The organism is Euryhalocaulis caribicus (assembly GCF_000412185.1).
GTDB classification, from domain to species: Bacteria; Pseudomonadota; Alphaproteobacteria; order Caulobacterales; family Maricaulaceae; genus Euryhalocaulis; species Euryhalocaulis caribicus.
The window spans coordinates 96,983-115,535 of the sequence record NZ_ASJA01000008.1 but is presented as its reverse complement, the minus strand read 5'-3'; the positions used below and the strand labels follow the sequence as shown (position 1 = coordinate 115,535).

Sequence of the window (18,553 nt, the reverse complement as noted above, 5' to 3'; positions counted from 1 at the left end):
TTCGCATAATGGTAACCGCAGCCTTCACGAACGCGGAGAAATGCGACAAGTCTGGTGACGGCGGGAAATTGTCTCGCGCAACGGGGCGATTTTCGGGGGATCAGAGCGCATGGAGCAAAGCTGGGGCGTCGATAATGCGCGGGCCATTCTCGGCCTTCTTCTAATCATCGTATTCGCCTGGGGCTGGGGCGGCTTCCGGCGCCCTTCAATGCGCATGATCCTGTGGGCGCTGGGCCTGCAATTCGGCCTGGTCCTGTTGTTGTTCGCGGCGCCCGCCCTGCGCGGCGCGCTGGTGGGCCTGAACAGCGTGGTGGATGCGCTGGAAGGCGCCACGCGGGCGGGGACGGCCTTCGTGTTCGGCTATGTCGGGGGCGGCGCGGCGCCTTATGACACCACCAAGCCGCAGAACTCGGTCAGCCTGGCCTTTCAGGTGCTGCCGCTCGTGCTGCTGGTCTCCGCCCTTTCGGCGGTGCTTTGGCGCTGGCGCGTCCTGCCTTTCGTCACCGGGCTTTTCGCGGCGATTTTCCGGCGCACTCTGGGCCTTTCCGGCGCCGCCAGCCTGGCCGTCGCGGCCAATATCTTTCTGGGTATGGTGGAGGCGCCCATCCTTGCCAAGCCCTATCTCTCCCGCCTGACCCGCTCCGAACTGTTCGTGATCATGACCGCCGGCATGGCGACGGTCGCCGGCACGGTGCTGATCATCTACGCCATCCTGCTGCGGCCGCTGATCCCGGAAGCCGTGGGTCACGTGCTGGCCGCTTCCGTCATTTCCGTGCCCGCCGCCGTGCTTCTGGCCCGGCTGATGGTGCCCGAAGACGATCCGCGCGGCGCGGCGAAAGAGGCCCGGGCCGAGCGCCTGCATATTGGCGAGCCGGTCTATGATTCCACGATGGACGCCCTGACCACGGGCGTGGTCGAGGGCATGAAGCTCTATCTCAACATCCTCGCCATGCTGATCGTGTTCGTGGCGCTGGTGGCGCTGGCCAATGTCGCGCTGGGCGCGGCGCCGGACGTGGCGGACGCGCCGCTGTCGGTCGAGCGGATTTTCGGCTGGGCGTTCCAGCCGCTGATGTGGCTGATGGGCATTCCCTGGGCGGAGGCGCAGACCGCCGGCGGCCTGTTCGGCGTGAAAACCGCCCTGAACGAATTCCTGGCGTTTGAGCGGCTGGGCGATGTGTCGGAGACCCTCTCCCCGCGCACCCGCCTGATCCTGGCCTACGCGCTGTGCGGTTTCGCCAACTTCGGATCGCTGGGGATCATGCTGGCCGGACTGACCACCATGGCCCCGGACCGGAGGAAGGATATTCTGGACCTTGGCCTGCCGTCACTGGTTTCGGGGACGCTGGCGACCGTCATGACGGGCTGCGTCATCGCCGCCCTGCCCGCAGGCATGTTCGGTCTCTAGGCTTTCGCCGCTTCCTTGAAGCGCAGGCTGCCAGTGAAATAGCAGATCCAGAACAACAGCGCGCCGAGCGGGAAGCCAACCGAGAGGAAAGCCGGACCGTAGGTCTGCTTGGCATAGTCCGCGCCGAACAGGATGACCTTGAACAGCTGAAAGCGCAGGCCCGCCTCGGTGAAAGCGAAGAAGGGCGGAGCAATGCCGCCCGTCGTCCAGTTCATTGTCACCGGATAGAAGGAGACCGCGGCGAACAGAAACCAAGGGATGCGGCGTTTAAGTCCGTGCATGCTGCCGATTGCGATCATCGCGCTGATCACAAGGAACATGGACAGCCCCGCCAGGCCCAGCATGCCGTAATGAAAGGGCGTCTTGCCCTCCAGCGTGAACAGGTTGGCCGAGACCGCGGCTTCGTCAATCGGGCTGATAAAAAAGCTGTCGAGCCTCCAGTCGCCGTCTTTCTCCAACAGGGTGATTTCGATGAATGCACGGCCACCTCTGAACCAGTGCTCTTCGAGCGTATAGCTACTGCGGATCATATCGCCGCCATTGGATCTCGCATTCCGCCGGTGCAACAGCGACGCACGCATCAGCAGCGCGCCTTCCGGCACCAACCTTACAGCATCCTCGAACTTCTCCTTGGTCGCCACCGCCAACAGGTCTTCTGACGCGACTTCACGAAACGCCGTGAAGTCACGATCATGGATGGCGGTTACTGTCTGGTCGACCAGTGCGCTTTGCGTCCGTGTCTGGAACGCCTTGCTCGCTACGTGTCCGGCCGCGTGCTTCGAAAATGGAAAGACGCTCAGCGGCGCGCAGCCAGATAGTAAGATCAGTGCCGTCAGCAGCGACGCCGCACGCAAGATCATGATGCCCCCGGAACGACCGCTGCGTTCTCCCTGACGATGAGCCTAGCACACGAAATCGCGTTGATAAGAGCAAGACCGCCCGGCGCAGTCTAACAGCCCGGCCGGCCCTTTCCGCAGTCGCCGTTTTCCCCGCCGCCGCGCCGGAAACAGCGGCAATTGCGCAGCGGACCTTCCGACAATTCATCCAGCCGCGCGTCGAGCGCCCGCGACAGCAGGTCCTGTTGCGACTGCTCCAGCATGGCGGAGGCCAGGCGCAGGCGCCGCAATTGTTCGCGCGTCAGCCGCAAGGTCGCGCGCACCTCGCGCTCGCCCGGCGCCGGATCAGGCCGGGCGGGCCGAACGGCGGGCGAGGGTTCAGCCCGGACCACGTCGCGCCGTTGCGCTGCGAAGGGATCGTGAGCGTTGCCGCGCACGATAACTGGCTTGGAGGCGGAGGGCGCGGCCTCGCCCTTACGCACCAGAAGACCGCCATGCAGGGATGCGAATGATGACATGTCCCCTACCCCCTAGTTCAGGCCGCGGCGGCCAAAACCCGCGCGGCGGCGCTCCGGCGCGCCGCGGGGCGGACCGCGGTCGATCTTGCGGCGGTCCACGCCGTCCCAGCCGCTGGCATGGCCGTTACGGGGGGCGGCCGGCGCTTGCGGCGCGACGGCCTGCGCCGGGCTATGGGTCTGCGCCGCCGAGGGGAGCGGCGCAGGAGCTGGAGCCTGCCGCGGGGTCATTGCGGGATTGATCGGCAGGCCCAACTCATCCGGAAATTCGATTTCGTCAAAATCATCCTCGTCAGAGGCGTCGCTGGCGCGCGCCGGGCTGAGGACCGAGGCGGTGAAGTCCGCGCGATCCGCTTCCGCAACGGCGCCGGCGGCGACGATCCGCGCCACGCGCTCGCGCAAATAAGACCACAGGGTGGAAACCTCCTGCGCCGATTTTGAGTCGCTGCGTATCTCGCTGACCGTGCGGCCATCGATCATGGAGGCGGCGAATTCCACACGATTATGGAGGGTCACCGGCGCCACCACGCCGTGCTGGGACAGCGCCACCGCCGTCTCGCCCGTTATCCGCGCGCGGGCGGTGGCGGAATTCACCACGAAGACCAGCGATTTCCCGAAGGACTCGACGATATCCACGGTCGGCCCCACCGCCCGCAAATCATGCGGGCTGGGGCGCGTTGGCACCACGACCAAATCGGAATGCGCGACCACGTAAGAAATGGATTCGGTGACCGCCGGGGGCGTGTCGATCACGATCAGGCGGAAGCCGTTGCGCTTCAGATGGGCAATGCCCTCTTCAAGGTCCTGGATCGGCACTTGCGCGAAAGCCGGAGCCTTCGACTCGCGGGCGTTCCACCACTTGGCGAGGGAGCCTTGAGGGTCGGTGTCGATCAGGGCGACCGGACCATCGCCCGCGCGCTCGGCCTCCACCGCAACATGGCCGGAAAGCGTGGTCTTGCCTGATCCGCCCTTTTGCGACGCAAAGACAATAACGCCCGTCTGGTTCGACATGCCCCTCTCCCACGCCGGATAATCCGCGTTGTCAGAAGAAAGGAAGCACAACAGACGTCGCCATCGGCTGAAGCGGCGGTGCCCGATTTAATTCAAACAAGCATCAAAACCGGGGGGCGGTGGCAGCGCCGGTCAGACCGGCGCGGTTGCTTTCGCGCCGCGCGCCGGACTGTCCGCGCGGGAGAATCCGCCCTCGGCCAGGATCCAGGCGCGCGCCCACGCCCAGTCGCGGCGGATCGTGCGTTCGCTGACCGACAGGGCGGAAGCGGTCTCTTCTTCGGTAAACCCGGCGAAATAGCGGCATTCGACCACGCGCGCGGCGCGTCCCGACATGGTCCAGAGCTTTTCCATCAGGTCGCCAACGACGAGAATCTCCTCCGGATTCTCGTTCACCGAGCTGAACCAGCCCGCTATTTCCCGGACCTCCGCTTCCGGCATGTCGCCGGCGCGTTTTTGCGCGGAATAGGCGCGCGCATGGTCGATCACGATCTGACGCATCGCCAGGGCGGCCGTACGCATGAAATGGGCGCGGTCAGTCCAGTCCGTCTTGCTGCGGATCTTCAGATAGCATTCGTGCAGCAGGTCCGTGGTCAGCAGGTCCGGCCTTTGCCCGGCGATGCGCCGCTGGCTGCGCGCCAGACGCTTGAGGTCGTCGTAGCAGAGGCCGAGCAGGCGTTCGGCCGCCTGACGCGCCGCGCCGGCGTCTTCCAGATCAGTGTCGCGGATCTCGCTCACGCGGCGCTCCCCCTTTGCAACAAAGGGAAAGCTAGCGCCCGGCCCCAGACCCGGCAAGTTGGCCGCCCGCGCGGAGCGCAATAACACGCGCCGTCGGTGCGCCTGACAAAGCCTCATCTCCGAAATCTCCCCGTATCCGGCCATACATGCGCCCTTCAGAGAAGAACGGCGCGCGCGGACACAGCCGGACAGCCGGATCATTATTTTTTCCGCAAAAGGGTGCTTTGGCCGGACGGCGCGCTAGACTTGCAGCCGGGGATATCGCCGGATCGACGGGGGAATATCGATGGCGGAGCCGAACTGGGACCAGGTCTCATCCGTTTTCAACCAGGCCATCGCCTTGCCGCCGGAAGAGCGCGAAGACTTCCTGCGCAGGCAAACCCGCGATGAGGCGACCTACCACTCCGTCGTCCGGCTTATAAAGGCCGCCGAGTCGTCCACCGGCTATCTGATGACCACCCCGCTGGCGGCGAACCAGAATCCTTCCCTTGAGACCGGGGCGCGCATCGGCACATGGCGCGCCGAACGCCTGCTGGGGGCCGGGGGCATGGGGGAGGTCTATCTGGCCAGCCGCGCGGACGGGCATTTCGAACAGACGGCGGCGCTGAAGCTGATCCGCAGCGGAACGCACAGTCTTCACGCCCGGTTCGACCGCGAACGCGCTATTCTCGCCCGGCTGGAACATCCCAATATTGCCCGCCTGATCGATGGCGGCGAAGCGCCGGACGGCCGCCTTTACATGGTGGTCGAGCATGTCGAGGGCCGCCCGGTCGACCTTTATGCCCGCGAGGAAAATCTTGACCGGGCCGCGCGCCTGCGGCTGGCGCTTCAGGTTTGCGAGGCGCTGTCGCACGCCCATGCGCGGCTGGTTTTGCATCGCGACATCAAACCGGGAAACGTCCTTGTCACGGAAAGCGGCGCAGTGCGCCTGATCGATTTCGGCGTCGCGGCGCTTCTGGCCGATGACGCGGACTCCGATCTCGCCTCTCCCCTCACCCTTGCCTATAGCGCGCCGGAGCAGTTTCACGGCGAGCCGGTCTCCGCGGCGACCGACGTTTTCGCCGTGGGCGCGCTGATCTGCGCCCTGCTGAGCGGCGAGCCGCCGGAACGCCAGGGCGACCGCACCCTGGCGACCCTGCCTCCCGACCTCGCCCGCGACCGGGAACTGGCTTCCATCCTTCGGCGCGCCATGGCGGACCGCCCGGAGGACCGCTACGCCTCGGCCGACGCGCTGGCCGCGGATCTGACGCGCTATCTGAAACGCCAGCCGGTCGCGGCGATGAAGGGAGGGACCGGTTATCATGTTGCGAAATTTCTCAGCCGGCATCGCGCGGGCTCCGCGCTGGCGGCGTTGCTGGTCGCCAGTCTCGCCATCGGCCTGACCGCCTCGCTCGTGCTTGCCAGCCGCGCGCGGACCGAGACGCAGCGCGCCAACGCCGAAGCCGTCCGTGCGGAAGCGGAGGCGGTGAATGCGGAGCGGCAGGCGCAGGTTGCTGTGGCCTATTCAAATGCGCTTCAGACGGTATTCGGCGGCGACGAGGAAAGCGGCGACGCGGTGGACCCGGAAGTGGTGCGCCAGTCGCTGCTGCGCCATGCCCGCGACGCTCTGGCGCTGAAGGACGAAAACCCGCATGACGCGGGATACACCTTGTTCGCCATCGGTCAGTCCTTCGTCTTCCGCAACGATTATCCGGCGGCGATCGAGGTTCTGGAGCCCTATGTCGAGCACGCGGTCGGCGATCCGGTCTCGGTGGGTCACGGACAGGGTTTGCTGTCCCGCGCCTATTTGAGCGTCGGGCGGCGGGAGGAAGCGGCGGAACTGGCGCGCATCAATCTGGCGGCGCTGCGCAAACAGAGCCCTTACAGCGCCGAACATGCGGCCAGCGCATCCTATCTGGCCGTGGCCACCGGCGAGGAGGCGGACCGCGAGCACGCGCTTTCAGTGCTGGCGCGGGCCATCGAAAAGGACGCCCGCGACAATGACGGACAGCTTCACCCTTTCCTCTACAACGAAACCGGATTTCACAATTATCAGATGGGGCGGCTGGACGCGGCCATCGAGGGTTTTCAGAAATCCGTGGACGCGGCGCGCCGCAATAATCAGCTCAGCGCGACGGAAAACGATACCTCGCTGCTCAATCTTGGCCGACTCTATCTTTTTCACCGTCAGGACACCGCTTCGGCGCAAGCCCTGTTCGACGAGGTGGTGGAAATCAATACCGCTATTAAAGGCGCGTCCCTGCGCCTGGGCGAGGCGCGTATGGAACTGGCGGAAATCCAGCTTCTCAAGGGCGACTCCGGTGCGGCGCTGACGCTGGCCGATAACGCCATCGACGCGATCCGCACCTATTCCGGCGAACGCAGTGACAGCCTTGTTCAGGCGCTTGTCGTCAAAGGCCGCGCACAATCGCGGCTGGGCGATCTTGACGCGGCGCAGGAAACCCGCGCCCGGCTGGCCGCGCTGGGCGAGACCTGGCCGGATCAGGCGGCGGCGCAAAACAGCCTGCGCTTTCTCGATGCTTTCATGGCGGCCCGCGCCGGTGACGCCGGGCAGACCCGCGCGCTGACGGACAGCCTGCTGGCGGCGCGCGAGGCGGGAGAGCTCACCGGGCTGCGCGCGGCATTCTATCTGGACCAGCTGGAGTCGCAGACCGGGCCGCTTTGACCGCCCTTCCCTGTCCGGAAAGGGCGGGCGTTCGCGTTTTTATCCCTGAACGCTTTTTCCTCTCCACAACACCGTCAGGAGATTATCATGGGATATCGTTGCCTTGCCCTCGCCGCACCGGCCTTCCTGTTCACGGCCGCGTGCGCGATGGGCGAGCCGCCTCAAGCCCTCAACGGCGCGGCTGAAATCACCTATCACGCGCAGGAAACGGCGGCCGGCGTCTGCGAAGTCGTTCGCACGGGGCGCGTGAACAAGGCGGAAACCGGCCTATATAAAATTCATGGCGAGAATTTTTATCGCGACGTCAATTCAGGCGAGTCCACCAATATTCCGCTACAGGCGCTGTTCATGGGGGCCGATGTCGAAACCGGCATGTCGGAAGACCGCGCAACCACCAGCATCAACAGCGACACGCCGTGCGCGGATCTGAAAATCGAGCAGATTATTCTGTTCTGCCTCTATGACGCCGACCGGCGCGAGGAAGCGCCCTGCCCGGATCTTGTAATCAAAGGCGGGGAAAGCTTCGCGGAAATCACCGTTCAGCGCCGCGACCTGGAGGAATAGCGCATGAAACGCCTGAAGCTGGCCGTGCTCGCCTTGCTCGCCTTTCAGCCCGCCGGCGCCAACGCGGCGGCGCCTCCCGACAGCGTGGCCGATGCCTGCGCCCGGTCTGAATATGAACTGGATTGCGGATGCGTGGCCGAGACTTTCGATGCGCAGGCAAGCGGCCTGACGCCGGCCGGGCGCAGCCTTCTGGCCCGCTACGCCGGCGCCGCAATGGGGGCCGAGCCGACGCCGCCCACCCACGACATGGAAACGCTGATCGCCATAAGCGATCGCCTGGATCCGATATTCGCGCTGCCGGAACGCTGCCCTGGCGGCAGCGGCGGGCTTTCGGGCGCGCCCCGGAACGAACTGGCGCAAGCCTGCGCGGCGTCCGGGATGCCGGTCGATTGCGCCTGCATCGTTGAGCGTTTCGAGAACCAGGCCGCGGGCAAACCCGAAACGGCGCGCCAGATGACCGCAAGCGTGATCATTTCAACGCTTTGGCAGACGCCATCGAAGCCGATGGACAGCTTCCCGGCCGCCCAACAACTGCAATATGCGGGGGAGCTCGAGGGCGCCGGAGAGTTCAAGGAAGTCTGCGCTGTTCCCGATCCCGCCGGCGTGGCTGCGGGCAAGGCCGCCGCAGCCGGGGAAGCCCCGGCGGGAGAGGCCGCCAGCCTGCGCGCGGAATGCGAGAGCTTTGGCAATGCCCCCGCCTATTGCGGCTGCCATGTCTCGCTGCTCCAGCGCGAGGATATCAAGTCCGTCACGAACCAGGAGGAGCGGTTCGACCGCGTTCGCCTCGCCTGCAAGACCCTGCAATAGGCGCTGCGGCCGGGCGGACGCGATAACGCCTCTTGCCAGCGCCGTCTGCGGAATCAATGATCCCCGCCACAGTCCGCCTGGCGTGCTTTTCGCGCCGCGGGGAGGCGGCGGACGCGGCTGTTCTTCTACGCCGCGCACAAAGCCGCCGAAAAAAGTTTTCGTTTGTGCAAAGGAAAATCATTGATGAGAAGTTCCGCTCTCGCATTGCTTATTGCGCTTGGGCCGGCCGCGGCCAGCGCCGAGGAAGGCATGTGGCGCCCGGACCAGCTGCCCGAGCTCTCTGACGAGCTTGAGGCGCTGGGTCTGGACATTCCCGCCAGCCAGCTTTCCGACCTCACTGAATGGCCGATGAACGCGGTGATCAGCCTCGGCGGCTGCACCGCCTCCTTCGTCTCGCCGCAGGGCCTGGCCGTGACCAACCATCACTGCGCCTATGGCTCCATCCAGTTCAATTCCTCGGAAGAGAACAACTATCTGGCCGACGGCTTTCTGGCCGAGACGATGGGCGACGAGCTGCCGGCCGCGCCGGGCAGCCGCATCTATGTCACCACGGCCATCGAGGACGTGACGGACCGCGTGCTGGAAGGCCTGTCGCCGGAAACCGATCCGCGCGACCGCTATCAGCAGATCGAGGACCGCGAAAAGGCCATCGTCGCCGAGTGCGAGGAACAGGAAGGCCATCGCTGTCAGGTCGCCGGGTTCCACGGCGCCAAGGAGTTCCGCCTGATCGACCGTCTGGAAATCCGCGACGTGCGCCTGGTCTACGCGCCGCCCGAATCCATCGGTAAGTTCGGCGGCGATATCGATAACTGGATGTGGCCGCGCCAGACCGGCGACTGGGGCTTCTACCGCGCCTATGTCGGCCCGGACGGCCAGCCGGCCGACTACGCCGAAGAGAACGTGCCGTTTGAGCCGGACTCCTATCTGAAGGTTTCCTCCAGCGGTCTGGGCGACGGTGATTTCGTGATGGCCGCGGGCTATCCCGGCTCCACCAGCCGCTATGCCCGCCTGTCGGAAGTCGAGTCCGCCTTTGACTGGCGCTATCCCACCGTGAAAGCGATCTACGAAGAATGGATCGACACGATCGAGGCCGCGACCGCGGACAATGAAGACGCGGCGATCAAGTACGCCTCCCTCATGGCCGGCCTCAACAACGCCTCCAAGAACTATGGCGGCCAGATCGAGGGCGCGGCAAAAGTCGGTCTGAAGGACCGCCGCGCCGAGCGTGAAGCGGCCCTGAACGCCTGGATCGCCGAGATGGGCGAGGATGGCGCGCAATACCGCGAGGCCATCGACGCGATGGACGCGTTGGTCGAGGAGAAACAGGCCACGCGCGAACAGGATTTGTGGTATTCGCTGGTCACCCGCGCCGCGCCTCTGTCCACGGCCCAGCGCCTCTACCGCCTGTCGGTCGAGCGCCAGAAGCCGGACGCCGAGCGCGAGCCCGGCTACCAGGAACGCGACATGGCCTTCTTCAAGCAGTCCATGGAAGCCATGGAGCGCCGCTTCGACCCGGCCGTCGACAAGGCCGTATGGCTGATGTTCCTGGAAGACTATCTTGAGCTTCCGGCCGATCAGCAGATCGCGGCCTACAACACGGCCATGGGCATCGATGAGTCCACCACGCTGGAGAGCCTCTCCGCCAAGCTGGACACGCTCTATGCCGAGACGGACATCACCGATCTGGAGACGCGCCTGGCGCTCATGGAGGCCGAGCCGGCCGACTTCGAAGCCAGCGAAGATCCGTTCGTGGAGCTGGCCGTCGCCCTGCACGATTATGAAATGGCGGAGGAAGAGGCCGACAAGACCTATGCCGGCCACATGCAGGCCGCGCGTCCGCAATATATGGAAGCCATCATCGCCTGGCAGAACGACCAGGGCGACGCGGTCTATCCGGACGCCAACTCAACCCTGCGCGTGACCTATGGCACGGTGAAACCGGCCTGCCCGGAAGACGGCCTCTGCTACACGCCGTTCACCACGCTGGAAGGCATCGCGGCGAAATATACCGGCGAGGATCCGTTCGACTCCCCGGCCCGCCAGCTTCAGCTTATCGAGGAAGGTTTCTATGGCGATTACGCCTCGGACGCCGTCGGCTCCGTGCCGGTGAACTTCCTCTCCACGCTGGACTCCACCGGCGGCAATTCCGGCTCTCCGACGATGAACGGCAACGGCGAACTCGTCGGCCTGCTGTTCGACGGCACCTATGAGAGCATCAACGCCGACTGGCTGTTCGACGACACCATCACTCGCACCATCCATGTGGACTCGCGCTACATGCTCTGGGTCATGGACCATGTCGACAACGCCGACCGCCTGATCGAGGAAATGGACGTGGTCTCCGCTGAGGAGTAACGCGCACCTTTCCATTCTGGACAGGCAATCAGCCCGGCGGGAGAAATTCCGCCGGGCTGATTTGTTCCGGAAACCGGCCATCGGCAACGCGCCCCGCAACCTGTTAGGCTCAAATGCGACCGAACCTGTTCGTATTCATTCAGGGATATTTCTCTAGGGTGGCCCCATGGACGAAGATGAAGCCAGAAGATCAACCGAACAGGCTATCGCGCTTTTTAGAAGCCGGTTCATAGAGCGGTGCGCCAATGATGGGGAGGCCGTTCGGGACTGGCGAAAGGGCCGCCTGTCAGACGATCAGGACATCATAAGCCGCCTCCACAAACTCGCCGGCCTCGCCGGCACTTTCGGTTTCCCGGAACTTGGCCGTGAGGCCGCCGGTATTGAGGACGCATTAAGCGATGGCGATGAAGTGTCCGATGCGGCCTGGGACTCCTTCCTGACGCGGGTTGATAATGTCGTCTCCGGCTCAGAAGACCCCGTGCAGGGCAATCCCGGCGAATGAGGGATGCGCGGCAAGCCGCGCGCGGGTCTCATTCAACGCCGCTTCAAGGGCTTCCCCGTCACCCAGGAAACTGACCCGGCTGGCCGGCGCGGTGACGGAATGGCTGTAGCTGAACGCCGCCGCATCACCCTGCGGATGAACCGCATCGCTGAACAGACTGACAGTCTGTTCCGGCCCCTGGTCAGGTGACAGGAGGAGTTCGCCCGACGGGCTGCGCCTGTAGACGAACAGATATTCATCCTCCAGCGGCCCGGCCTCCAGCGCGACGTTTACGGGAAGGCCCAGTTCCTGTCCTGCCGCCAGGACCCCGGACGCCGCGGACGCGATAGCATCAGGGTCGGTACGGTAGGCCATGGCGGTCAACGAACGGATCGACGGTGACGCCGCGGTCAGCGCCGGCATTCCGCCCGGCGCGGCGGGCATCCAGAACGGAATGACCGCGCCGACGCGGTCTCCGTAAGCCGCCGACAACGCCGTAATTGCGGCGGACCATTTTTCCAGAACGCCGGCGGGATCGGCTTTGTAAATCTCGAGAAGATAAGGTTCGATATCGTATTGCAGACCCGCCAAAGGCGTCTCCGGCCGTACCTCGTTATAAGCGGCGATCGCCCGCGCCCGGCCAAGGGCGTATTCCAGACCTTCCGGAGTCACCATCCGCGGATCGCCCTCAACGGCCAACACCTCCACGCCCTGCGCAAGACCGCTGCGTATGAAGGCCGCAAGGGCGTCCTGATGGGCCACCACGCCATCTTCAATTTCCAGCGCGATAAACAGCCGATCGTAACCGCCGTCAGAGGCGCGTTGGAGCAAGCCCAAAGGATCCTCCCGCCAGAGGCCGGTTTCCCAGATCCAGGCCGACTTCCGGAACGTGTAAGCCTCCGTTGGCGGCGCGGGTTCGGTAACAGGCGCTGGCGGCGGCGGCGATGTCTCCGCTTCGTCCGTCGGGCAGGCCGAGAGTTGAGGTTCGGCCCGCAAATAATCCAGCCGGCCCTCTGCCTGCCTGTAATAGACATAGACGGCCTCGACGCAGGACAAATCCGTCACGTGGACAGGGGCGGTCCAGACGGCGGCGCGCGCATCATCCTGCGCCATCGCAATCGTTCCTTTCAGGTTCAGAACAAGCACGGCGCAAATGAGTAAAACGCGTTGAGACGCGCGGATCATGCTCATGCTTCTTCCTGGTCAAATCCCTTGCGGGTCATGACGCCCCAGCTGTCCGACCCTTTCAAATATTGCCACCAGCCGCGCATGCGCCAGAGATTGTTGAGTTGCCGGTATCCAAAGTTTTCCAGCACCGCGGCGATGGTCAGAACCGCGAGATCGCGGGCGCGTGGAAAGCGCCGCAGCTGGATTTCCTCTAGCGCCAGCGAACAGACGCTGATGGTTATGCCAAAAGTGAAACTCACCGCCAGGAACGCCAGAAGATATTCAACCGACAACAGGCCCAGAAGCCACAGGATCGGGATCAGCAGATAGCCGAGAATTTCGATTACGGGGCCAAGCACGTCGACCAGGAAAATATGCATGAAGCCGATCTAGCCCACACGTCCGTAACGCGGGTTCAGGAACATGCCCAGGTGCCGGAAAAAGGTCTCAAGGGAGCCCCGGTGCCAGCGCGCCCGCTGGCGTCCTAGAACGCGCAGCGATTCCGGCGCTTCGGTCCAGCATACCGGCTCCGGGATATAGGCAATGCGGTAATCCCGCTTTTCGCGGCGCATGTAACGATGAAGCTTCACGACCAGCTCCATGTCCTCGCCCACCGTGCCGCGCGTATAACCGCCGACCTGCAACACAGGCTCACGGCGGAACAGGCCGAACGCGCCGGAAATGATGGTCAGCGCGCCAATACGGCTCCACGCCAGCCGCGCCATCAGGAAGGCGCGCAGATACTCCACCGTCTGCAGCAGGGCGAGCGGGTTTCGCGACACTCCGATTTTCGTCACGCGGCCATCACTGATGGTGCAGCCATTGGCAAGGCGCACCGTGCCGCCGACCGCGATCACCCGCCCCGGATCCTCGACAAACGGGCGAACGGCGCGCAGCAGGGAGTCCGGTTCAAGGATCGAATCCGCGTCCATTGAGCAAAGCACCGGCGCGCGGGAAATATTGATCCCGGCGTTCAGGGCGTCGGCCTTGCCTCCGTTTTCCTTGTCGACCACCACCAGCCGGGGAATCCGCTCCGATCCATAGACGCCGCGGATCGGCTCATGATCAATCGCAAGATCATAGGCCCTGGAGACAGGCTTCAGATCGAACCCGTCGATAAGACGCTGCAGGGTCGAATCTTTGGAACCGTCATTGATGACCACCACCTCATAAGAGGGGTATTGCAGGGAAAGCAGCGACCGCACGCTCTGAACGATGGTCATTTCCTCGTTGAAGGCGGGCGATAGCAGCGAGATCGGAGGCGCCAGATCGGCGTATCGCCGCCACAGGATAGCCGACCGCCTGACGGGAGGGTCCGCAGACAGCGCCCGGCCCGCGATCAGAAGCTGTATGAGATAAAGCGCATTCTGGGCCAGCCCCACCAGAATGATGGCCAGCGCGGTCCAGCGCGCAATCTGTTCCCAGTCGAAACCCGCCAATGCGCTCATGCCATCGCCCTTTCGGCCAGCACCAGCGCGGCTGTTCGGGCGCCTCGCTCTCCCTTGCCGTCGGCGATCAGGCGCAGCCGTTTCCGGCCATCCTCGCCAAGCTCGACCAGCGCATTCGCCGCACGGAAACGGACGCCCCAATCGAAATCGGACAGACGGGCTTCAAGCGCGGGCATCAAATCGACCAGCGCCGCCTGGCCAATGGCTTCCGCCGCTTCCGCCCGCACGTCCGGTTCGGGGTCGTCGATGGCCGCGGCCAGCGTCTCCTTCGCCTCTGGCAGCCCGAGGCGTCCCAGAGCGTCGACAGCGGCCGCGCGGATGCGGACATCGCTGTTGCACGCCTCGCTCAGAAGCAGGGGCAGCGCGCCATAGACCCTGGCGCGGCCCATCACGTCGATCATCATCGCCCGCACCGAGGGCGGATCAATATCCTGTTCAAGCCGATGGCTCAGCACCTCGGGCTCGCCGGTTGCGATTGCTGTGAGTATGGCGGAGAGCTCGCCCGGCGCGACCGTGTCATCGATATCGAAGGCAGAGAGCAGATCGCCGATATCCGGCCTCTCCCCCATCGCCAGCAAAGCGCGCCCCGCGGCGATTTTCAGACGAAGGCTGACCCGGCGGGACAGCACGTTTGTCAGCGCGTCACGCGCCTGTTTCGTGCCAAAGAAACCCAGCGCCTCCGCCGCGGCCAGGCAATCTTCCCGGTTACGGCTGGTCAGCAGGGCCAGGATGCGCCGCTCGGCGCCCGCACGCCGCAGCTTGTCGAGCGCGGCTTCGAATTCCCCGCCCCGCACCAGAGTCGAAAATTCAAGCAGAACCTGCGCGGTAATTCGCGGACGCTTCACCAGAGTCTCTGGAACATCGGCCTGCTCGCCGGCCTCTTCCCCGGCCATCATCAATTCATGGAAAAGGGCGTCCCTGATCTGTTTGTCCCGGCGCATCCGTATCGACCGCAGCCAGCGCAGGATGATCAAGACCAGCATCAGCACCAATGACGCGCCGGCCAGCAGGATCGACGACGCCCACAATAACAGGAGCAGGGAAAGGTCCATCAGAACCGCCAGCTGGTCCCCAGAACCACCCCTGAGCGGTCATAGGCGGACCGCTTTTCGTGGATGAAATAGGCCTGAATCCCGACACGGTCATTTACATCGTAACGCAAGCCCGCCGTATATGACTGAACGTCAATGGTGACGTTTTCGGAGGTCTCGGGCGCATCCGCATAGCCCAGTATCAGGCGCGCCGGGCCGGCGAACTGCCATTCGGCGTTCAATGCGAACCCGTGGCGCGTGTCGTTGTTTTCGTCGACAAGCGTAATCAAGTTTGCGCCCATGCGCGCCTGATCGCCGGTAAAGACATAGCGGAGACCGCTCGTCAGTCCGGCGACTTCGCCGGTCTGATAGCGCGCGGCCGATCCGCTCAAAACGCCGTATAGACCACGCGCATCTCCGGCGTCTCCGGTCAGGGGAAATGTTATCCCCGCGAGCGCGGCAAGTTCCGGACGGAAATCGGCGGACGGCGCGCCGCCCAGGGCGACATACGCCGCAACCCTTGGTCGGATGCGCTGATCCCAGCGCGCCTGCAGATACACATCTTCATCGCTGAAGCGCCGGGCGTATTCCACCAGACCGGTTACGCTCGCCCGATCACTGACCCGGCGCCCCAGCGCCGCGCTGGCTTCGGTCCACCCCGGCAAATCCTGCGTCAGTTCGCTGCGGCCAACGGTCAGGTCGGCGCGCCAGGGATTTGCGCTGTTTGCGGCCTCTGCGGCCTCGATCTGGGCCAGCAAGGCCCGCGCGTCATCGCGGTCGCCCGCCTGTCGGGCCAGGCGCTTTGCCTCTTCATAATCCCCCCGGTAGAAGGCCAGCCGCGCCAGACCGATCCGGGCGTCCTGGTAATCAGGGGCAAGCTCAAGGGCGCGCCGGAATGCTGCGGCGGCCTCATCATATCGCTCCAGCGGAATCAGGCTCAGGCCCAGCTGGACCCAGGCGTCCGAATTCTGCGGCTGCTGGTCGACTTCCTCACGGAAATATCCTGCCGCGGCGGCGAAATCGCCGTCCGCCCGTGCGTCCATTCCGGCCTGGTATGGCGTTTCCGCCACGCCCTGCGCCGCAATCAGCATGGCGCCCGCATATGCAAGACCGGCCAGCGCCACTAGGCGGCGAGCTTTTTAAGCGTGCGGTTGATCCGGCTGACCAGTTCGTCGGGAGAGAACGGCTTCACCAGGTAATCCTCGGCGCCGTCTTCCAGGGCGGAAACGATGTTCTTTTCGTCCCGCAACGCGGTCAGCATCACCACCGGCAGGTCGCGGGTCTGGTCATCCGCCTTGAGATTCTGAAGCACCGCAAACCCGTCCATGACCGGCATCATCGCATCCAGAACAATCAGATCGGGACGTTCGGCGCGCGCGGCCTCCAGCGCCTCCACGCCGGTCTTGGCGGTCAGGACCTCAAAACCCTTCACCGATAGCCGGTGTGACAACAGGCCGATCAGCAGCTCGTCATCGTCGGCGACAAGAATTTTCTGTTGCGGCATACCGCCTCCTGTTTCTCGTCTCCCCCAGACCACAGATTAGCGGACACAGGTTGCACACAGATTACCAATTACAGTCAGTTTCAGTGAGACTTTATATACCTCGACGTCTCACGGTGAGGCTGGAAATGAGTGAACACGAATGAATGAAACCTGAATGAGTCCCCGCTGGCGCCTGATTATCTTTTTCGGTGTGATCCTCGTCCTGATCGCCGTCGTGACCGCTATCCTTCTGGGGCGGCGCACGCCCCTGGAAGCGTTCGGAGAATTTGAAGGTCCGCTGCAGGACAGCCAGGTGGCGGCCTTTTCGGCCGCGGACTGGCGCGACTATTCCGGCGGCGAAGAGGCCCGGCTGGCGATTTTCCTCACCCAGTCAGACTCCGCATGGCTGGGTCTCGCCCATGGCCTGAAATCCATCGGCGTGCCCTTTACAATCACCGACGACGCCAGCCAGGCCGTGCGCCACGAAATGGTGATCGCCTATCCTCTCATTTCAGGGCGCGCCGTTTCCGGCCCGGATCTGGACCTGCTGCGGGCGCACGTCGAATCCGGCGGCGTCCTGTTCGCAACCCAAATCCTAGGCGGCGGCATGCAGGATCTGTTCGGCTTCGAATCCGCGGTCGAAACCCGTGAGAATTACGAAGTTGTCTTTGCTCCCGGAAATACGGAGACCGCCTTTCTCGACGATCCGCGCGAGCAGACCGTCCGGCTGGGCAATCCGGACCGTCCCGAAACCTGGATCGGCGCCCAGGAATTTTCGGGCGCCGGAACCGTTCTCGCCAGTTACCAGGACGGCGACGCGGCCTTTATCGTCAACCACCGTCCCGAGGGCGGCGCGGCCTATGCGCTTGGTTTCGATCTGGGGTTTTTCATCCTGAAAGCACAGAACGACCGGGACGCCGGGGCGTCGCGCACCTACGCCAATGCCTATGAGCCTTCGGTCGATACCTGGCTGCGCATCATCAGGGATATTTACCGGCGCCATGAACCGCTGGCCGCCACCATCCATCCGGCGCCAGCCGGCAAGCAACTCGCCGCGATCGTTTCATTCGACGTCGATTATTCCCGGTCGATTCTGAATATGGGCGCTTACCGCGACCTTCTGGCGGAGCGCGGCCTGACGGGCACGTTTTTCATCCAGACGAAATATTACCGGGACTATTTCGATCAGGGCTTCTTCAACGACACCACGCTGGCCGCTGTCGAATCGCTGACCAATGAAGGGATGGAGGTCGCCAGCCACTCCGTCAGCCATACCGATGCTTATGCCAGCCTGCCTCTGGGCGATGGCCGCGAACGCTATCCGGAATACCAGCCGCGCGTGGTGGGCGAAGGCGAAACCCAGGGCGCCACCGTGCTGGGCGAAATGCGTGTCAGCAAATATCTGCTGGAAGCGATCACCGGCCAGGACGTCGTGTCGTTTCGCCCCGGTTATCTGGCGACGCCCAACACCATGCCGCAGGCGCTCGAGTCCTCCGGCTACCGTTTTGCCTCATCAGTCACGGCGGGGAATGTCCTGACCCACCTGCCCTACCAGATGACCTATGACAGGAAATATGGAGGACAGACCGGCATCTACCAGTTTCCAATCGCGGTGGAGGACGAAATTCCCCCGCCAATGGAGGAACGCGTCGACAGCGCCATTCAGCTGGCGCGCACGCTGGGCGAATATGGCGGCGTATTCATCATCCTGACCCACCCCGATGTTCTGGACGGGAAACTAAGATTTCTGGAGGAGATTATTCCCGCCATTGAACCCTTCGCCTGGTTCGGGACGCTTGAACAATATGGCGCGTGGTGGGCGGCCCGTGACGCGATGGAAATCGACGTGGTCCGGGAGGCGGAAACATTGGTCGTGAGCATTGATGCGCCGGCGGCGGTAAGCGGCGTCACGATCACGCTTCCAGAAAGCTGGACGCCTTCCGGGGCATTGCCTGAGGGAACAACCTATTCGGATGGAAAGCTGTTGCTCGGCCCGATGAAGGGCGACAACGAAATCCGTTTCACATCAGGCGAGGAGCGTTCCTGATCG

At 64.2% G+C, this 18,553-nt stretch carries 16 protein-coding genes and 1 pseudogene; 7 read left to right on the top strand and 10 right to left on the bottom strand.

The features are described from left to right. The first annotated feature begins 109 nt into the window (after window positions 1-109). On the top strand, window positions 110-1,405 hold the full coding sequence (locus L338_RS08595; protein WP_022697969.1) for a NupC/NupG family nucleoside CNT transporter: 1,296 nt from the start codon (window positions 110-112) through the stop codon (window positions 1,403-1,405). Here the strand turns inward: L338_RS08595 and L338_RS08590 are convergent. The 4 genes and pseudogenes from L338_RS08590 to L338_RS08575 all read right to left on the bottom strand — a co-directional run bounded on the left by L338_RS08590 (window position 1,402) and on the right by L338_RS08575 (window position 4,502). Further along, window positions 1,402-2,265, bottom strand: coding sequence for a hypothetical protein (locus L338_RS08590; protein WP_152485856.1), 864 nt, complete (start codon window positions 2,263-2,265; stop codon window positions 1,402-1,404). The two genes, L338_RS08595 and L338_RS08590, sit on opposite strands and share 4 nt — an antisense overlap. Before the next feature lie 89 nt (window positions 2,266-2,354). After that, on the bottom strand, window positions 2,355-2,759 hold the full coding sequence (locus tag L338_RS08585) for a hypothetical protein (protein ID WP_022697967.1): 405 nt from the start codon (window positions 2,757-2,759) through the stop codon (window positions 2,355-2,357). A 378-nt stretch (window positions 2,760-3,137) separates the two neighbouring features. After that, window positions 3,138-3,767: pseudogene (locus L338_RS18195) on the bottom strand (AAA family ATPase); the annotation flags it as partial. A 132-nt stretch (window positions 3,768-3,899) separates the two neighbouring features. Further along, a complete protein-coding gene (locus L338_RS08575; RefSeq protein WP_022697965.1) occupies window positions 3,900-4,502 on the bottom strand; it encodes an ECF-type sigma factor in 603 nt (200 codons plus the stop codon). A gap of 286 nt (window positions 4,503-4,788) precedes the next feature. On the opposite strand from L338_RS08575, the gene L338_RS08570 reads away from it, so the two are divergent. The 5 genes from L338_RS08570 to L338_RS08550 all read left to right on the top strand — a co-directional run bounded on the left by L338_RS08570 (window position 4,789) and on the right by L338_RS08550 (window position 11,395). After that, window positions 4,789-7,167: a serine/threonine-protein kinase gene (locus tag L338_RS08570; RefSeq protein ID WP_022697964.1), complete on the top strand. Its 2,379-nt coding sequence runs from the start codon at window positions 4,789-4,791 to the stop codon at window positions 7,165-7,167. A gap of 87 nt (window positions 7,168-7,254) precedes the next feature. After that, window positions 7,255-7,731 (top strand): hypothetical protein, encoded by a 477-nt coding sequence (locus L338_RS08565; protein ID WP_022697963.1) that lies wholly within the window; start codon window positions 7,255-7,257, stop codon window positions 7,729-7,731. A gap of 3 nt (window positions 7,732-7,734) precedes the next feature. Continuing rightward, window positions 7,735-8,538: a hypothetical protein gene (locus L338_RS08560; RefSeq protein ID WP_022697962.1), complete on the top strand. Its 804-nt coding sequence runs from the start codon at window positions 7,735-7,737 to the stop codon at window positions 8,536-8,538. 183 nt (window positions 8,539-8,721) lie between these two features. Beyond that, a complete protein-coding gene (locus tag L338_RS08555) occupies window positions 8,722-10,893 on the top strand; it encodes a S46 family peptidase (protein ID WP_027068397.1) in 2,172 nt (723 codons plus the stop codon). Between the two features lie 166 nt (window positions 10,894-11,059). Next, entirely contained in the window at window positions 11,060-11,395 is a 336-nt protein-coding gene (locus L338_RS08550) for an Hpt domain-containing protein (protein ID WP_022697960.1), read from the top strand. On the opposite strand, the gene L338_RS08545 is transcribed toward L338_RS08550, so the two are convergent. The 6 genes from L338_RS08545 to L338_RS08525 form a co-directional block, all read right to left on the bottom strand. After that, the gene (locus L338_RS08545) at window positions 11,360-12,487 is read right to left on the bottom strand and encodes a hypothetical protein (RefSeq protein WP_152485855.1); all 1,128 of its coding nucleotides are present in this window, start codon (window positions 12,485-12,487) and stop codon (window positions 11,360-11,362) included. The two genes, L338_RS08550 and L338_RS08545, sit on opposite strands and share 36 nt — an antisense overlap. 74 nt (window positions 12,488-12,561) lie before the next feature. Then, window positions 12,562-12,921: a hypothetical protein gene (locus L338_RS17825; RefSeq protein ID WP_206740810.1), complete on the bottom strand. Its 360-nt coding sequence runs from the start codon at window positions 12,919-12,921 to the stop codon at window positions 12,562-12,564. Window positions 12,922-12,930: 9 nt separating this feature from the next. After that, window positions 12,931-13,989: a glycosyltransferase family 2 protein gene (locus tag L338_RS08540; protein ID WP_206740809.1), complete on the bottom strand. Its 1,059-nt coding sequence runs from the start codon at window positions 13,987-13,989 to the stop codon at window positions 12,931-12,933. Further along, window positions 13,986-15,041: a HEAT repeat domain-containing protein gene (locus tag L338_RS08535; RefSeq protein ID WP_022697958.1), complete on the bottom strand. Its 1,056-nt coding sequence runs from the start codon at window positions 15,039-15,041 to the stop codon at window positions 13,986-13,988. The genes L338_RS08540 and L338_RS08535 overlap by 4 nt, the downstream gene beginning before the upstream one ends. Continuing rightward, window positions 15,041-16,111 (bottom strand): YaiO family outer membrane beta-barrel protein, encoded by a 1,071-nt coding sequence (locus tag L338_RS08530; RefSeq protein WP_152485854.1) that lies wholly within the window; start codon window positions 16,109-16,111, stop codon window positions 15,041-15,043. Before L338_RS08530 ends, L338_RS08535 begins: the two co-directional genes overlap by 1 nt. 32 nt (window positions 16,112-16,143) lie before the next feature. Further along, window positions 16,144-16,524 carry a response regulator transcription factor gene (locus tag L338_RS08525; protein ID WP_022697956.1) on the bottom strand — a complete coding sequence of 127 codons (381 nt, stop codon included), beginning with the start codon at window positions 16,522-16,524 and terminating at the stop codon, window positions 16,144-16,146. 154 nt (window positions 16,525-16,678) lie between these two features. Here L338_RS08525 and L338_RS08520 point away from each other — a divergent pair, with 154 nt between their 5' ends. Then, the gene (locus L338_RS08520; protein WP_022697955.1) at window positions 16,679-18,550 is read left to right on the top strand and encodes a polysaccharide deacetylase family protein; all 1,872 of its coding nucleotides are present in this window, start codon (window positions 16,679-16,681) and stop codon (window positions 18,548-18,550) included. Window positions 18,551-18,553: the final 3 nt, after the last annotated feature.